Origin of the sequence: Paenarthrobacter sp. 2TAF44 (assembly GCF_052114885.1) — a bacterium.
GTDB lineage: Bacteria > Actinomycetota > Actinomycetes > Actinomycetales > Micrococcaceae > Arthrobacter.
In genome coordinates this window covers 1-15,662 of record NZ_JBFRFP010000034.1, presented here as the reverse complement: position 1 = coordinate 15,662, position 15,662 = coordinate 1, and the positions used below count along the sequence as shown (strand labels likewise).

The 15,662-nt window shown below is 62.1% G+C and carries 11 protein-coding genes; 5 read left to right on the top strand and 6 right to left on the bottom strand.

Annotation, left to right across the window (positions count from 1 at the left end):
- The first annotated feature begins 62 nt into the window (after nucleotides 1-62).
- Nucleotides 63-236: a hypothetical protein gene (locus tag AB4Z15_RS22715; RefSeq protein ID WP_442019043.1), complete on the top strand. Its 174-nt coding sequence runs from the start codon at nucleotides 63-65 to the stop codon at nucleotides 234-236.
- A 270-nt stretch (nucleotides 237-506) separates the two neighbouring features.
- Here the strand turns inward: AB4Z15_RS22715 and AB4Z15_RS22710 are convergent, their stop codons facing one another.
- A complete protein-coding gene (locus AB4Z15_RS22710; RefSeq protein ID WP_442003530.1) occupies nucleotides 507-2,150 on the bottom strand; it encodes an ATP-binding protein in 1,644 nt (547 codons plus the stop codon).
- A gap of 240 nt (nucleotides 2,151-2,390) precedes the next feature.
- On the opposite strand from AB4Z15_RS22710, the gene AB4Z15_RS22705 reads away from it, so the two are divergent.
- Together AB4Z15_RS22705 and AB4Z15_RS22700 are read left to right on the top strand one after the other, a co-directional pair.
- On the top strand, nucleotides 2,391-2,774 hold the full coding sequence (locus tag AB4Z15_RS22705) for a DUF7793 family protein (RefSeq protein ID WP_442003531.1): 384 nt from the start codon (nucleotides 2,391-2,393) through the stop codon (nucleotides 2,772-2,774).
- 19 nt (nucleotides 2,775-2,793) lie between these two features.
- Nucleotides 2,794-3,597, top strand: a complete 804-nt coding sequence (locus AB4Z15_RS22700; RefSeq protein WP_442019042.1) for a class I SAM-dependent methyltransferase — start codon at nucleotides 2,794-2,796, stop codon at nucleotides 3,595-3,597.
- A gap of 85 nt (nucleotides 3,598-3,682) precedes the next feature.
- On the opposite strand, the gene AB4Z15_RS22695 is transcribed toward AB4Z15_RS22700, so the two are convergent.
- Nucleotides 3,683-4,555 carry a nuclear transport factor 2 family protein gene (locus AB4Z15_RS22695; RefSeq protein WP_442019041.1) on the bottom strand — a complete coding sequence of 291 codons (873 nt, stop codon included), beginning with the start codon at nucleotides 4,553-4,555 and terminating at the stop codon, nucleotides 3,683-3,685.
- 51 nt (nucleotides 4,556-4,606) lie between these two features.
- Between AB4Z15_RS22695 and AB4Z15_RS22690 the strand changes: the two genes are divergently transcribed.
- On the top strand, nucleotides 4,607-5,245 hold the full coding sequence (locus tag AB4Z15_RS22690; protein ID WP_442019040.1) for a TetR/AcrR family transcriptional regulator: 639 nt from the start codon (nucleotides 4,607-4,609) through the stop codon (nucleotides 5,243-5,245).
- A 121-nt stretch (nucleotides 5,246-5,366) separates the two neighbouring features.
- On the top strand, nucleotides 5,367-5,861 hold the full coding sequence (locus AB4Z15_RS22685) for a hypothetical protein (RefSeq protein ID WP_442003535.1): 495 nt from the start codon (nucleotides 5,367-5,369) through the stop codon (nucleotides 5,859-5,861).
- A gap of 797 nt (nucleotides 5,862-6,658) precedes the next feature.
- Here AB4Z15_RS22685 and AB4Z15_RS22680 read toward each other — a convergent pair.
- From AB4Z15_RS22680 to AB4Z15_RS22665, 4 genes are all read right to left on the bottom strand, one after another.
- Entirely contained in the window at nucleotides 6,659-8,884 is a 2,226-nt protein-coding gene (locus AB4Z15_RS22680) for a S9 family peptidase (RefSeq protein WP_442019039.1), read from the bottom strand.
- 63 nt (nucleotides 8,885-8,947) lie between these two features.
- Nucleotides 8,948-9,877: a GGDEF domain-containing protein gene (locus AB4Z15_RS22675; protein ID WP_442019038.1), complete on the bottom strand. Its 930-nt coding sequence runs from the start codon at nucleotides 9,875-9,877 to the stop codon at nucleotides 8,948-8,950.
- The gene (locus tag AB4Z15_RS22670; RefSeq protein WP_442019037.1) at nucleotides 9,874-13,320 is read right to left on the bottom strand and encodes a response regulator; all 3,447 of its coding nucleotides are present in this window, start codon (nucleotides 13,318-13,320) and stop codon (nucleotides 9,874-9,876) included. The genes AB4Z15_RS22675 and AB4Z15_RS22670 overlap by 4 nt, the downstream gene beginning before the upstream one ends.
- Nucleotides 13,321-13,532: 212 nt before the next feature.
- Nucleotides 13,533-15,197, bottom strand: coding sequence for an alkaline phosphatase D family protein (locus AB4Z15_RS22665; RefSeq protein ID WP_442019036.1), 1,665 nt, complete (start codon nucleotides 15,195-15,197; stop codon nucleotides 13,533-13,535).
- Nucleotides 15,198-15,662: the final 465 nt, after the last annotated feature.

Below are 15,662 nucleotides of genomic sequence, written 5' to 3'. Positions count from 1 at the left end.
TTGCCTCGTGACCTTTTTCAAGTCACACCGGTAATTCGCATCAGTATGAAAGGGCACAGCGGATGAAGAAATTTGCGGCAACACTGCTCATGGCAGCAGTTCTGGCAGTAACGGGGCTGGCTGCTCCGGCTAACGCCGAGCCTTCGCAGGATACCAACAGTACGGCAATCGGCTGGTGGCCGAACAGCACAACCACCAAAACGAATACCACCACCATAGGTTGGTGGCCGAACTAAATTGGGGGAGCGCCTCTCAAGGCCAGATGACTCAAACTGATGCCCTGGGCTTTTGCTCGGGGCATCAGTTTTGTTGCGGATTGTGTCGCAGATTAGTGACTTTGCGGGTCAGCTTTCAGGGCAGCCATTGACCAGCGTGTCATGGACGGGGACAGGACGCCATGAGGGCGTCAAGTGCCAAGGAGGGGGCAGTCAACTGATTATTTGGGGGCGTCAAGTGGCCGCTACCGACCACTAAACGGGGCCCTTCGGGGGCCACCAAAGCCGCCGTTACGGACCACCAACCGGCAATTCAACGGACACCGTAGTCCCGGACCCCAGCTTTGAGTCGAAGATCATCCGTCCCATATGGCGGCTGATGATGTCCTGGGCGATCGCCAGCCCCAGACCGCTTCCGGGAACAGCAGCTGCCGTGGCGTTGGAGGCACGGTAGAACCGCGTGAAGATGTGGGGAAGATCGTGTTCGGGGATGCCCAAGCCTGTGTCCGCCACTTTGACCAGTGCTGCACGGCCACCGTCTGCCGATGCGAACATCGAACTCGTGATGCCCACCCGTCCACCTGCCGGGGTGAACTTGATGGCATTGGCCACGATGTTGGTGAAGACCTGTTCCAGCTTGGCTTCATCGGCGGTGACCTCCACGTCCTCGGTTCCCTCAGTGAAGGACACAGCGACGTGCCGTGACTCGGCCAAAGGCCGCAGCGTGGCCACCACTACTTGGAGAAGCTTGGCGATGTCCACAGGTTTGAGGTCCAGGTTGCTTCCGTCCTGCATGGACACCGTCAACATGTCCTCGATGAGCCGGCGGAGCCTGTCGGAGTTCCTTGCGATCACGTCCAGCATCTTGCTGATGCCCTCAGGAACCGGGCCGCCCGAACCATCCCTGATCATGTCCAGGTAGGCCGTGATCGAGGTCAGGGGGGTCCGGAGTTCATGGTTGACGGTTGCCAGGAAGTCAGTTTTGGCCTTGTCCAACTGCCTGAGCTGGTGCAGTACCCGTTGCTGGGCGCTGATGAGGTGGCCCTGAATGAGTCCGTGCGCCACATTGCCGGCCACGTGCTGCATCAATGCGATCTCAGGCCGGGTCCAATCGTGCCGTTCCTCCACCGTGCTGAGGAGGATGATGCCTAAGGCCGCACCACCTTCGCCGACAGGCAGCAAAACTGACGAGACCGGGTTGAGCTCGCAGGACCAGTCCTTCAGCGCTTGGGTAATCCTGGATTCCGGTTGCGTTCGGTGATCGGTCACAGCAAGAACGTCAGCTTCGGCCCATAGCCTGTTGGCTGCCTCTACGATCAGGTTCTCGCTCTCGCCCAACCTGGCGGGAAGCATCGGCGTGCCCGGGCGGTTCCATTGGGCACGGATTGAGGGAACGCGTTCGTCCCGGAAGGTAGCAAACCAAACGTGGTCCATGCCGAGGGCTTCGCCGAAACCTCTCACCACGTGGTCGGCAATCAGTTGGGGATCGTTGGTTTGCCGGATGGCGGATGAGACGTTCCGGAGGCTCTCCCTGAGGGCTTCTACCTCTCCCCGGGACCGTGCACGCTCCCGGGACCTGCCGATCAAGGTTTCAACGCGGTAAACAAGTTCATCGGCACGCACCGGGTTGATCACATAGTCCACGACGCCCCACGCTTGGGCTTCTTCCAGGTCCACGGATTCACCGGCGTTGAGGAGCAGCAACACAGGAACACCAGGACTGCGAAGACCATGTGCCAGGGAGTTTTCCAACACCACTACAGCGGGAATACCGGCTTCCAGCCGCGCGGCCATGGAAGCGGTGTCTGCAGCGGCGAAAACTTCGAACCCTGCGGCCTTGAGCGCAGCCTTTGTTAAGGCCAAACGATCAGCGTCTGAATCCGCCACGAAGGCGGAGCGGGAAACGTGCTGCACATCGGCCCCGTTCTTACCCACTGAGCCCCCTCCGTTACAACGTTCGTTCCACCGTAATTCCAGATTTGGCAACACACTATCAGCGCCACCGCGGGCTTCGGCCCTGCAGGGGCATTTGATGCTCATTTGCGTCGCCGGGGAAGGCATTGCGTCGGGGAAGATAGCCTTTACATTCGGCGCCCGATTCGACAGCCTAGAGGGTGAAAGCCCAGGGGGAGGCTTGGTCCTCCTGCCGTCCGTATGGAAATGCCAAGGAGATCTGTGAACCAGCCAGCCACACCGCAGGACCACCAAGAGGTGACGTTCGAGCTGGAACTCGAAGACACAGGAATCCTACGGCTAACGTGGCCGCGCGGATCCAGGATCCAGGAGGCGGACGCGCAAAGGGCGATGGATCGGGTCAACGAGATCTGCGGCGAAGCGCGCCACCCGATGATCGTGGATATGGCTACCACGGCTGACGTCACCCGGGGCGCCCGTTCAGTGTTCGCCAAACCCTGCCAGGCCTCAAGTATCGCCCTCTGGGGTTCGTCCCCCGTGGACCGGGTCATCGCCAACTTCTTCATTGGCATCATGAAACCCCCATGCCCCACGAGGTTCTTTACTTCAGAAACAGAAGCCCTGCTTTGGCTGAAAGAGCAATAGCGCCACATATATTTGGAGCATGCTCTCCGCGCTCCGGAAATATCTGCTGATTCCCCGCCTGATCAGGCTTTCCTCGGCCGCGCCCAAGGACCCGCTTACGGCGTGGGATCGCTATTGGGGCAGCGTCCGGACCACCGGGGCCGCCGGGGATGTGTTGTGGGATTCGGGCAGCTCTCATGAACTTGAGGGTTACCTGCCCAAATTCGCCCGGATGGATCAGTCCCTTCCCGTGGTGGACGTGGGGTGTGGCAACGGCAGCTTCACCCGTCTGCTGGCCGATCATTTCCCGCACGCGCTAGGGCTCGATTACTCCGCGAACGCCGTAGATCGCGCCCGGCAAGAGTCAGCGGACGTCACGACGGCGTCATTCGCCGTGTGCGATATGACGGCACCTGACGCCGCGCGGACTGTCGTGACGGCCCTTGAAGCTGCGGGCTGGGCAGGCGATGCCAACGTGTTCATCCGGGGCGTACTGCACGTCCTCGATTCCAAAGGAAGGGCAGCTCTGGCCGCAAACCTGCTGCCCGTCGTCGGGACCCGCGGCAGCGTTTTCCTGGCCGAAACCAACTTTCCGGGCACCCCCGTGGATTACGTCAGCCACCTCGGAGCCACCCGCGACTCCATTCCTGCCCCGTTGGAGTGGGCCATCAAGGGCTTGCCGATGCCGGGCCGCTTCGGCGCCGCCCAGCGCGCCAAGGCGTTCCCGACGGCGGAGTGGAACCTTTTGGAGGAGGGTGCGACGAGTATCGAGACCCGGCCGCTGAGCAACCCGTCCGACCCGGATCTCATTCCGGGATACTTCGCCTTGCTCCGCGCCCGCTAACTCTAAGGTCAGCGCCAGCCAGGACTAAGGTCCGCGCCGCCAGCACCAGGTTCCGCGCCCGTGAACACCAGGAGTGGCACTGTGGTCACCGGGACCGTTGAACTGGGATAAGGTCCGAGTGCCGGTGAACGATCCGCCAGGCGCCGTCCTCGCGGCGGTAGACGTGCGTTGTTCGCATCGTGTAGTCGGCCGGGACCCCATCAACAACGGCGTGGCTGTGCTCCAACCCAACGATGTATGCGAGGCTTCCGCTGGCAGCGGCCGCGACAACCTCGAACTCGAACCCGGTGGCGCCTTCGAACCGTCGGGCTTCCTGGCGAAACTTGGGCTCCAGATCGTTCCAACCCACTCCGGAGATGTGCGCACCGAACAGGGTGGTGGGGTCAGTGTGCGACCACAAAGCGATGCGGGATGTTACGTCGCCCTTGTGCAGGGCCACAGTCATGTCCCGCTGCTTCGGCAGGATCTCTGCGAGGAAGGCCTCGGTCTCCTTAACCATGACCGGCCGCTCGCCCGTCATTGGATCAGCCCGACCAAGGGGCAACGGAACGCTGGCCTCTGCCGTTGGAAAATCCGCGTGACGATGCACTATCCGCCAGGCGCCGTCTTCACGACGGTAGACGTGGGTCACCCGCAAACTGTATTTCCGGGGAGTGCCCTCAACGGTGGTGATGCTGTGCTCGTAGCCGACCGTGTAGGCGAGGTCCTCGCTTACTCCGGCCGCGATGATCTCAAGATCGAACGAATCCGAGTGCGAAAACCACGAGGCGACGTTGTGGAACATGGGCTCAAGCTCTGCCCGGCCGCTGCCGCTGAGGCTCGCACCGAAGAGCGTCAGCGGGTCCTTCTTGGACCACAGCGCGAGGCGCGGGCCGGCGTCGCCGTCGTGGATTGCACTGTCCGCGGCCTGTTGTTGGGGAACTATTTCAGTGAGGAAAGCATCGGTCTCAGTAGACATGACCAACTCCATTACAGTGAGACTGTTTTGAATACTGTTATACTGTACCCAATGGGCGCAAAAATCAAGAGGTCGTACGATTCCACCCGCCGCCAACAGCAGGCTGCGGAAACACGGCGAAGCATCATCGCGGCGGCGAACGAGCTGTTTATCTCGCAGGGATACGGGCAAACCACGGTCAAGCAGGTCGCTGAACGGGCCGGCGTCGCCGTCGAAACTGTCTACGCGACGTTCCGCACGAAAGCCGCGCTGCTCCGGCACGTTTGGTATGTCGATTTCCGCGGCGACGAGGCGGACGTGACCCTCTATGACAGGGCCGAAATGCAGGCCATCCTGACCGAACCGGACCTGCCAGCCAGGATCCGACGCCACGCCGCATTCGTGAGCGCGAGCAATCGGCGGATTGCCCCTCTCCTTGAGGCGCTCACAGGAGCAGCCGCGAGCGAGCCCGACGCCGTCGCCATGCTCAACGAATGGGCCGACCGTCGTTTGGATGTGGCGACGCGTTACGCACAGGCCGCCGGCGCCACCGGGCAGCTTGGCGTCACAGAGGAGGAATGTCGCGACGTGCTGTTCGCGACCATGGACGGCACACTCTGGACCCGGTTCGTGGGCCAGCGCGGATGGAGCGACGAACGGTTCTCGGACTGGCTCGCCGGGATGTGGATCAGCATGCTCGTCCGGCACTAACCGCTACTTGAGCCCGGCCAACTATGCCAGCTATCTGCACAACGTTGGAGGGCTCATGGGCTTACAAGGTGTCATGACACCTTGTAAGATGGGACGGAAGCCCCTTGGAAGAAGGTCAACAATGTCGGCAGGCACGCCCAGGCGTTCGGTCCGTGTTGAGGACGAGCTATGGAACCAGGCACACGCCAAAGCGGCCCGGGAAGGGACCACAGTCGCTGAACGTGTCCGTGCCGGACTGCGAGAGTACGTATATGGACCGGAGGTCAGACACACTATCGCCGACTCCCTGGTCTACCTCGTCCCTGATTCACTGGAAGACCTGAAAGGGCCAGCATCCGGTGATGTGGTACTGCCCATCCACTTGGACTGGGGCCCAGAGCGTCGCTATGACGTCGGCGATGACGCCAGCTGCAGGACGCTCTACCAGCTGACACTGCAGAACTCAGGATCCGCTGAAGAGATGGCCCGGATCATCAACCCCGACAGGCTGGTTGCTTTGTGGCCTTCCATGCGATTGCCCGCTCGGTGCCGGCAGCTATGGAATGACGCCTTTCCCCAGCTGCCCATACACCGCGAAAGCAAGGAACATCCTGGATGGACGACGCTCAACGCGTAGCAACGGAAATAGCCTTCTCTGTTCTTGCCACGGACGGGTTCATCCTCGCCGGTGCACAGGCACTTGTCGAACACGGCGTGATCGACAGAATGTCAGAGGACATTGACTGTTCGCCCAGCACCGCTGGCATACTCCCGAGACCTTCGCGGCCGCCGTGGACAAAATCACCTACGCACTTGTCGGTGCTGGATACTCAGTGGAGATCACCCGCCAATACGAGGAGTTCGCCAGCCTGACGGTGGCCAAGGACGATGCGACGGTCGTGATTGATCTCGGTTTGGACTGGTGGGAGAACAAACCCGCAATCGTGGACGTCGGACCCGTGCTGTCACTGAAAGATTCAGTCGCATCGAAACTGCTCGCCGTCTACTCCCGCGGCTACGCCCGTGACTACCTCGACGCCTACTCCATCCTCAGCAGCAAACGATTCACGCGGTCGGAAGTAAGCCGTTCCCAAGCCTGTGCGACGATGTTTCGTTGCACAGCGAGAACGTCAATCCAGCCCTTTCGGGCGTTTGTCGTTCCAAAGATGATTTCTTGTTCGGAGCGGCGCAGTGGGCGAGGGACTGCTTCCTTCCTCGGCGTCACTCGCTGGCTCGGGGATCGTCGACGGCTTCTGTCTCGTCCAGCCAGTCAAGCTGGTCATCGGGTGTGTATCCGGAAGCGGCTATGCGGAAGGAAACCCAGCCAAGGGAACGGAACGAGAAGCCTTTCAGCGAAACTCAAAGCGCCAGGAGCAAGCGATGCGGCAACGAGACCCGCGGCCAAGCGCAGCGCCTCATGTTCCCGTTCCACCGCTACTTGAGCCCCGCTCCTGGAAGCAATTCCGTGGCACCCAGCGAGTCGGCAACAAACGCGTAGTCCCAAGCCCTCTCGCGCCACTGCACGTACCGACCGGACGCTCCGCCGTGGCCGCCGTCCATCTCGATCTTCATGACGATCGGTTCGGAGCCCGTGGTTGCCGAACGCAGTGCCTGCACCCACTTGGCCGGTTCCACGTACAGAACCCGGGTGTCGTTGAAGGAAGTCACGGCTGCGATCTTGGGGTAGGGCACGCTCCGTACGTTCTCGTATGGAGTGTAGGACTTCATGTAGGCATAGGCCGCGGGATCGGTGATGGGGTTGCCCCACTCTTCCCATTCCAAGGCCGACAAGGGAAGCTCGGGATCCAGGATGCTGGTCAATGGATCCACAAACGGCACCTGAGCCACCACTGCCGCGTACTTTTCCGGAGCCATGTTGGCGATGGCACCCATGAGCAGGCCGCCGGCGGAACCACCCATGGCAGCAATCCGGGAGGGGTCCACCCAGCCGGAGCCAGCCAGCCAGTCGGTGGCCGCGATGAAGTCCGTGAAAGTGTTCTTCTTGCTGAACTTCTTCCCGTCGTCGTACCAGTGACGGCCCAGCTCACCACCGCCGCGGATGTGCGCAATGACCATGACGATCCCGCGGTCCAACAGTGACAAACGGGCAACGCCGAAGCCCGGGTCCATGCTCATCTCATAGGAGCCATAGCCGTACACCAAGCCAGCCGCCGTGCCGTCCTGCTGTACCGAACTGTGGCGCAGCACTGACAGCGGAATCCGGGTGCCGTCGTCGGCGGTTGCCCACTCACGGGTGGCCACGTAATCCTCGCCGGAGTAACCGCCCAGGACGGGACTTTCCTTGCGCAGCAGCAGCTGGCCTGATGACAGCTCAGGAGTGGGCAGAACGAAGTCATAGACGCGCGACGGTGTGAAGTAGGAGGTGTAGCCCATGCGGATCACGGGGGCCTCGTAGTCGGAGCTGGAAACGCCGGCCGTATAGAGCTCTTCGTCGAAGGCCGGCTCCACGGGCGCGGCCTGCTCCGGGGTGCCCAGGCCTGCGAGTGGCAGCACCTGAACACGCTCAATGGTGTCCTTCCGGATGGACAGCACGAGGTGCGTGGACGTGACGCCCGCGCCGTTGACGCGGACGTCGTCGGAATGCTCGACGACTGTCCGCCAGTGCTGCTCTGCCAGCGGCTTGGTGAGCTCGAACGGGTCAACCAGGCTCACCATCGAGTTGATGGCGTCCTTGTTGTGGGTCAGGAGCAGGGTCTCCTTGCCAGCCAGGAGGAAGGGCTCGGCCTCATAAAGAATGTGTTCCTCGCGGGGAATGACCGTGCTGAGCCCGGCGTCGTAATCATCAAAACGGAGCAGCCGGGTCTCGCTGAACTCGGAGCAGCCGATGCTCAGCACAAGGTGGCGGCGGTCAGAGGCGAGATCGAAGCCCAACCACATCGCGGCGTCGTCCTCCTGGTAAAGAACCTCATCTTCGGCAACCGGCGTGCCCAAGACGTGTGACTTGACCTGGTAGGGACGCCAGGAATCGTCCACCACGGTGTAGAAGATACGGGTGCCGTCGGGGGAGAACGCCACGCCATAGAAGATGTTCTCGATGACGTCCGGCAGGAGTTCGCCCGTCCGGAGGTCCTTGATCCGCAGTGTGAATCGTTCGTCGCCGGAGTTATCCACCGCGTATGCGTAAAGGTTGCCGTCGATGGTCACGGCAGCGCCACCGATGCTGAAGAAAGGCTGGCCCTCGGCTTCCACGTTTCCGTCCAAAAGCACCTGCTCGCCCGGGATCTCCACGCCCGGCTCAACGGATGGCGGAGTCCAGTCAGTTACGGGGTCACCAGTGTTCCGCGCCACCACGCGGCAATGGATGCTGTATTCCTTGCCCTCCACTGAACGGCTGTAATACCACCAGCCATCCTTGCGGCTGGGTACGGACAGATCAGTTTCCTGGGTGCGGCCCTTGATCTCCTGGAAGATTGCTTCCCGGAGCGGTGCCTGATGCGCGGTGACAGCCTCCTGATAGGCGTTCTCTGCCTTGAGGTGCTCCACTACCTCGGCAGATTCCTTGTCCCGGAGCCACTCGTAGTTGTCCACAAAGACGTCGCCGTGATGTTCGCGGCGGCTGGGGACACGTTTGGCAACAGGCGGCTGCGGCGCTGAACCGTAGGCAGGGACAGCGGCAGGCGCGGAGGAAGTGTGGCTCATACGGCAACTCTATAGACGGCCTCTGACAAGGAACCAGCGATTTCGCTCAGAGCGCCCAGATGCTTAGTCCACGCCCTGCGAAAGCGTGCTGGCCAACGTGACGCGGTTCCGGCCGGATGCCTTTGCCGCGTACAGAGCAAGGTCCGCTTCGCGCAGCAACTGCTCCGTCCCGGCGCGGTGCCCATCAGCGAATGCCGAGACACCCGCGCTGATGGTGAGTATGCCGTCGGGGTCCCCGGAGTGCTCGATCTGAAGCGCATGAACAGCTGCCCGAATCCGCTCCATGACCACTTCGGCGCCAGTGGCCGTCTGCTCCCGAAGGACCAGGAGGAACTCCTCGCCGCCGAACCTGTACACGCCGTCGGACTGACGGACCTCGCCAGCAAGGGTCGAAGCGATGGCCACCAGTGCGGCGTCTCCTGCCTGGTGGCCGTAAATATCGTTGTAGCTCTTGAAGTTGTCCACATCCACCATCGCCAGACAATAATCCCGCGAGTAGCGGTCACTTCTGCTGTGCAGTTGTCCCAGGTCTTCGGTCAGCTTGAGCCTGTTGTTCAGCTTGGTCAGGGGGTCGGTGCGGGCCTGTTTTGTCAGCGCCGTTCGATACTTTGCGAGGTCTGCGTGCAGCGAGGTGATGCGTTGCGCGGCAAGCAGACGAATGTGCAGGTTGAAGGGGTCCAGCGGTTTGGTGACGTAATCGTCTGCGCCGGCCTCCATGCCCGCGAGGACGTCCTTTCGCGAACCATGGGAGGTCACCAGGATCACGTACGTGTAGGTGTCCTGCTCGCGCTCGCGGATCGCCCGGCAAAGATCCAAGCCGTTCAGGCCCGGCATCATCAGGTCCGTCACCACGGCCGAGGGAGCATGGGCTTGGTAAAGATCCCAGGCCGAGTCGCCATCCACTGCCACGATGCAGTCATGACCGGATTGCTCGACGGCGGCCTTGGTGATCATCCGGGAAATCTGGTCGTCGTCGGCGATTAATACTTTCATGGGGCTCCCAATAGTGTGCGCGCGAGTGCCCCATCCACCCGTGCGAGTTCCGAATTCAGTTGATCAAGTACGGGCGTTCCATCTGCTGCAACATCCGGGCCCGCCTCACGGCCCAGCCGTTCCAAGTCCTTGGCCAAGGTGGCGGCGCCTGTAGCGCCGATGTTGGCCGCGGCCCCCGCGAGTTTGTGGGCTGCGGCCTCCACCGCGTTGGCCTGCCCGCTCTCCAAGGCCGAACGCAGCGTCTCCTGGGAACGCTGGGCTTCCTCGCGGAAGGCCCTGATGGCTTCGGGCAGCAGGCCCATACCGTCCGCCGGCCCAAGTTCACGCAGAATCTGCAGCCTGTCCTCGTCCAGGACGGTACTGCCGGCGTCGTCGGGCTCGGCAGCGTGGCCGGACTCGGAAGCGTCCAAAACAACAGCGGTCGACGGCGGTGCTTCCGCCACCTGCAGCTGGGGCTCCAACCGTTCCTGCGGCACCCACCGGGCCAAGATGTCGCGGAGCTTGTCCAGATCCACAGGTTTACTGATGTAATCGTCCATGCCGGCGGCAAAACAGCGCTCGCGGTCCTCGTTCAGGGCCCCGGCCGTCATGGCAATGATGGGGATCCTCACGGTTTTGGCATCCCGGGAACGAATCGTCTTTGTCGCCTCAAAACCATCCATCACCGGCATGTGGCAGTCCATAAGAACGGCAGCGTAGTTTCCGGTGAGTGTCGCAGCAACGGCTTGCGCGCCGTCGTCGACGATGTCTACTTCGTAGCCGAGCCTGTTCGCCATCCCGCGGGCCACCAGCTGATTGACCTCATTGTCTTCAGCCACCAGGAGTTTGCCGAGGCGGAGTTCCGGGTCCCGGGGCGGCAGCTCGGGCTGCGTTCCAAGGGGCGCTGGCTTGCCCATTGTTTTCGTGGCCAGGAGCCGCAGGAGCCGGTTGTAGAACTCGGAGCTCCGTACGGGCTTGGTGAGGTACTCGCGGATTCCCGCGGACGTGAGATCGGCCTTGTCCACTTGCATGGTGGAGGTCAGGAGAATGATCCCCGGGCCGCCCGAGCCGTTGCTTTCTTCCTTGATTTGGCGGGCCAGTTCCAGGCCGTCGACGTCGGGCATGCACATGTCCACGACGGCGATGTCGTAAGGGTGGTGGTCGGAAACAGCCAGCCGGTATTCGTCCATGGCGGTGCGCGCATCTGCGACTGCCACCGGCTGCATTCCCCAGCTTGCGAGCTGTGTCTCCAGTACCAAGCGGTTGGTGGCGTTGTCGTCCACCACCAGGACCTTTTGGCCCGCGAGCGAGGCGGGCAGGAGCCCGGTGTCCGTGGCGGGTGGGCCGACAGGCAGTTCCAGGACAAACCAGAATTTGCTGCCTACTCCCATTTCGCTGTCGAGTCCGATTTCGCCGCCCATGACTTCGGTCAGTCGCCGCGAGATGGCCAAGCCGAGGCCCGTGCCGCCGTAACGGCGGGTGGTGGAGGCATCTGCCTGGGCGAAGGATTCGAACAACCGGTGGTGGTCTTCGGCGCTGATGCCGATTCCCGTGTCGCGGACTTCAAACCGCAGGGAGGCTTTGTTTGAATCCTGGTTGACCACGGAGACCTGGATCTCCACCTCGCCGGATGGGGTGAACTTGACTGCGTTGGATGACAGATTCAGCAGGATCTGGCGGATCCGCCCGGAGTCGCCCATGAGCCGTTCCGGCACGTTGGGGTGGCAGTAGGAGATCAGCTCAAGATCCTTGCTTTGGGCTTGTTCGGCAACCAGCCCGGCAACCTCCTCCACCAACGCCCGCGGATCGAAGGCCGTGATGTCCAGATCCACCTTCCCGGCTTCCAGCTTGGAGAAGTCCAGGATGTCATTGATCAGCGTCAGCAGAACCTCGCCGGCGCCTTTAACTCCCTGGGCGTACTGCCGTTGGACCTCGTTCAGGCGCGTGTCCAACATGAGCGACGTCAGGCCGATCACGGCGTTCAGGGGAGTCCTGATCTCGTGGCTCATGGTGGCCAGGAACTCGGACTTGAGCCTGCTCGATTCCAAGGCCGCTTCCCGGGCAGCCAGGAGCTCGGCTTCAGCAGCTTTCCGTTCCGTGATGTCCCGGGAAATAGTGGCCACGCCCCAGATACCGGACTCGTTGCGTACAGGGGAGAGCGTCACGGAAACGGGAATGATGGCGCCGTCACCTCGCTTGCGGAGCGTCTCAAAGTTCTGAACTGCACCGCTTTCGGCAGTTGTCCGCAGGGCCTCGTGTTCTGCTTCCCGCAATTCCCCGGGGATAAAGAAGTCGCTGTTCTTGCCTATGGCCTGCTCTGCCGTGTAGCCGAAAATCCGCTCAGCCCCCGGGTTCCAACTGAGGATCTCGCCCTCAGGCGTCTTGCCAATGATGGCGTCACCGGAGGAGTTCACGATCGCTCCCAAGCCCTCAAGCTCGGCTGTACGGGCAGCCACCTTGGACTCCAGGTCCCGCGTAAGGCTCACATTCTCGACGACGATCAGTACCTGCCGCACGATGACAAACACCAGGACCAAAATGCCCGTGATCAGCAGGATCGGGTCTCCCAGGTTGACGGCCCGGCTGCGGTTGAAAAGGACGGCGGAGAAAACGGGAATATAGGGGAGGAGTTCCAAGGCCGCAGCGTATGTGCGTCCGTCTTTTTTGCTGCTGCTGGCCTCTGGAGCCAGGGGGCTGAACCCGACGAGCAGGAAAGCTGCTACCCAGCCAAGTGCCAAGGGGGATCCGGTCACACCTGTGACGCCTTCGGCGGTAAGCCGGACGTAGGTCAGGTCAGTCAACGCGAGCACCAGGAAGCCCAAGCCCAGGCACAGCCACGGAAGGCGCCGCCCACGGGCGGCACGCATGGTCAGCACGATCACCAGCGAGACCATTACCACGTCCGCGAAAGGGTAGGCCAGCGTGGTGAGGAAAGCCAGGGCGTCCTCATTGCCTGTCTGAATCAGTGGCCCCAGGACTGCACCCCAAGCCATGAAGAGAACCGCGCTGGCCACCGTTCCGACATCCAGGACAGTGCGCACAACCGACATGCGGACACTGTCGCCCTTGGAAAGCAGGACAAGCCCGACGGCGACCGGCAGCGCATAGCCGACGAATCCGATGTCCGAGGCCGAGGGGAAGGGGTAGGCGTGGTCCAGCACTATGCCGTTGAAGGTCCAGAGTGCTTGCCCGCAGGACCAGAGAGCCAAACCGGCAACCACGAACCAACGGGCTTTTGTATTGCCGTGTCCCTGTAGAGCCGCGCGTGTGTGTGTCATCAGCGCAGTCAGGGCGGCGATAAGGATCGCAAAGTCGCCTGCCAGCTGAGCTGTGGGTGTGCCGATACCGCTTCCGAACCCCACGGCCAAAAGGACGGTGCACAATCCGACTGCAACCAGGTAAAGCGGCATGCCCTGGCGCGCCCACGAGCGCACCGGAAGAACCTCGTGCTTCACTCCTGCCACTGAACCCCTGCCTTCGAAAGTGGCCCCACCAAAAGCGAACAACGCATCTTGCCTTTGCGCTGAGGAGAGCATACGCCGAAAGTGTGCTAAAGTGACCGGCAACACACAAAGGTGACGTCCCGTGAGACTCTATCGTCCTGTGAGACCCCATCTAAGTCGCAGCAGTGCGCGTTTTGAGAGCTCATAACGCGCTCTGCTGCGACTCACATGGGTCAGCGCTGAGGGATGAGGGTCTTCGAGAACAGCACAGCCCCATTGGCGTTGCGGAGGCTTACGGTGAAGGTGCTGTCGGCGGCAAGATCCACGTGCCCGAAATATTGGTTCTCGCCATCGCGCGGAGATTCGCCCGGGAAGCGACCAGCCTTGGCGAACACCACTTCCGGCCCAAACGTTCCATCCATGTCGTTGGGTCCGAACGAGCCAGCGTTGATGGGGCCAGCCACGAACTCCCAGAAGGGATCGAAATCGGTGAAAGACGCTCGTTCGGGGGAGTAGTGATGGGCTGCGCAGTAGTGCACGTCCGCCGTCAGCCACACAGTGTTCTTGACGCCGTCCCGCTTGAAAGCGCTCAGCACGCCGGCGATTTCCAGTTCGCGTCCCAGCGGAGCACCGTTATCCCGGTTGGAGAGGCTCTCTTGGTTCACCGGACCATCGGGCACGATGATGCCCAGTGGCAGGTCAGCTGCGATCACCTTCCACGTTGCCTTTGACTGGCGTACTTCCTTGATCAGCCAATCCACCTGCTCCTGGCCGAGGATGTTGGTGTCGTACGGTTCTTTGCCATCGGTGTTGGGGGACTTGTAGGTCCTCATGTCCAGGCAGAAGATGTCCAGCTGCGGGCCGCGCGAAATCTTCCGGTAGATGCGCGCAGGTTGGTACTGGCCGGCGTCGAACGTTCCCGGGCGCCATAACGCCGCGGAGTCTGAGATCGGCATGTTCTCCTGCCAGGCCTGCCGGCCGCGGGCGGCGAGGACGTTGACGTTGCGTTCGGTGTAGCGGGCGTCGTCCAGGATCTGGCCGGGATACCAGTTGTTGTGTGTCTCGTGGTCATCCCATTGGGCGATCACGGGGACCTCGGCGAACATGGCCCGCATGTTGGCATCCAGGGAGTTGTAACGGTGCCGGCCCCGGTATTCCTTAAGGGTTTCGGCAACCTTGGAGACTTCTTCGGTGACGATATTCCGCCATACGTGACCGTCCTTCTCGGTGACCGTGGTGGCGATGGGGCCGTCGGCGTAGATGGTGTCCCCCGAGTGGATGAAGAAGTCCGGGCGCGTTGCGTGCATTGCTTTGTAGCCGCGCATGCCGCCGATTTCCTCATTGATGCCCCAGCCCTGCCCGGCGGTGTCGCCGGTCCACACGAAGGACTGCGATGACGACGACGGCTTGCGGCCTTCGCGCTCGTCTTCAGGATCGCCGTTCCCGGCACTGTTGTTTACCGATGAGCCGGGCGCTGTGGTGAACGTCCCCGTGACTGCCTCGCCAAGTCCGTTCTCGTCCTCGAAGTTAAGTTCAAGGGCGAAGCGGGTTCCCGCAGGAAGTCCTTTGGCGTGGATCTTGGCGGTGAAGTCGCTGGCTTCAGTAGCGAGCGGTCCCTGGATGGTTCGGCTGAATCCATATCGTCCCCGCAGGATTTCGCCCGCGCTGTCCACTGCTTGCAGGCGGGCGGTGAGTCGCCCTGGGCCCGAGGCGCGTGACCAGAGGACTGCCGAATCCGCGGTGACATCGCCGGTGGCGATTCCTGTGGGGAGTGTGAGGCGTTTGCGGACCAGGGGGATGGCGGCGGGTGCAGGTGCAGCGGTACCGGTTGCGAGGCCAGCCAATGCCAAGCCGGTTAAAGATGTTTTGACGAGGGTGCGGCGCGAGAGATCAGTCATGGTTCCACTGTTTCGGGGCGTCGTGAACAGCGGGTGAGCCTGAGGTGAAGGATTCTGCTGGATCATCCCGACTGGCAGACAAGTCCACACAACTCCCGCCCCGGTACGGCGCGGACTGGCTGCTGATCAAGGTTCGAATGATCCAACACAATTTGAGCAGCAGACGAGCCAGGCATGCCGGCGGGCCTGATCGGGCAGGGGGGCGCCCGACCAGGCCCGGCGGGGCTCTGTGGTGGTGCTTGAGGTGGTGATGCTTGCTCTGGTGTTACAGGCCTCGTGTTACAAGGCCTGGTGCTACTTGATGGTTTCGGTGCGCTGGGTGCCGGTGAAGGCGAAGGCGATGGTGCTGGTGGCGCCTTGGAAGGTGTCGTTGGCCGTGGTGGGGAACGCGGTGGTGACCTTGAGGTAGTCGGTTTTGGCCGAGGTGAGGGCGGTCAGGTTGTTCAGGACCTTGTTCGCGGTGAT

Excerpts from the sequence above, each read along its gene's own strand:
- AB4Z15_RS22715 (WP_442019043.1), top strand. The coding sequence starts at position 63 with ATGAAGAAATTTGCGGCAACACTGCTCATGGCAGCAGTTCTGGCAGTA.
- AB4Z15_RS22700 (WP_442019042.1), top strand. The coding sequence starts at position 2,794 with ATGCTCTCCGCGCTCCGGAAATATCTGCTGATTCCCCGCCTGATCAGG.
- AB4Z15_RS22695 (WP_442019041.1), bottom strand. The coding sequence starts at position 4,555 with ATGTCTACTGAGACCGATGCTTTCCTCACTGAAATAGTTCCCCAACAA.
- AB4Z15_RS22690 (WP_442019040.1), top strand. The coding sequence starts at position 4,607 with ATGGGCGCAAAAATCAAGAGGTCGTACGATTCCACCCGCCGCCAACAG.
- AB4Z15_RS22685 (WP_442003535.1), top strand. The coding sequence starts at position 5,367 with ATGTCGGCAGGCACGCCCAGGCGTTCGGTCCGTGTTGAGGACGAGCTA.
- AB4Z15_RS22680 (WP_442019039.1), bottom strand. The coding sequence starts at position 8,884 with ATGAGCCACACTTCCTCCGCGCCTGCCGCTGTCCCTGCCTACGGTTCA.
- AB4Z15_RS22675 (WP_442019038.1), bottom strand. The coding sequence starts at position 9,877 with ATGAAAGTATTAATCGCCGACGACGACCAGATTTCCCGGATGATCACC.
- AB4Z15_RS22665 (WP_442019036.1), bottom strand. The coding sequence starts at position 15,197 with ATGACTGATCTCTCGCGCCGCACCCTCGTCAAAACATCTTTAACCGGC.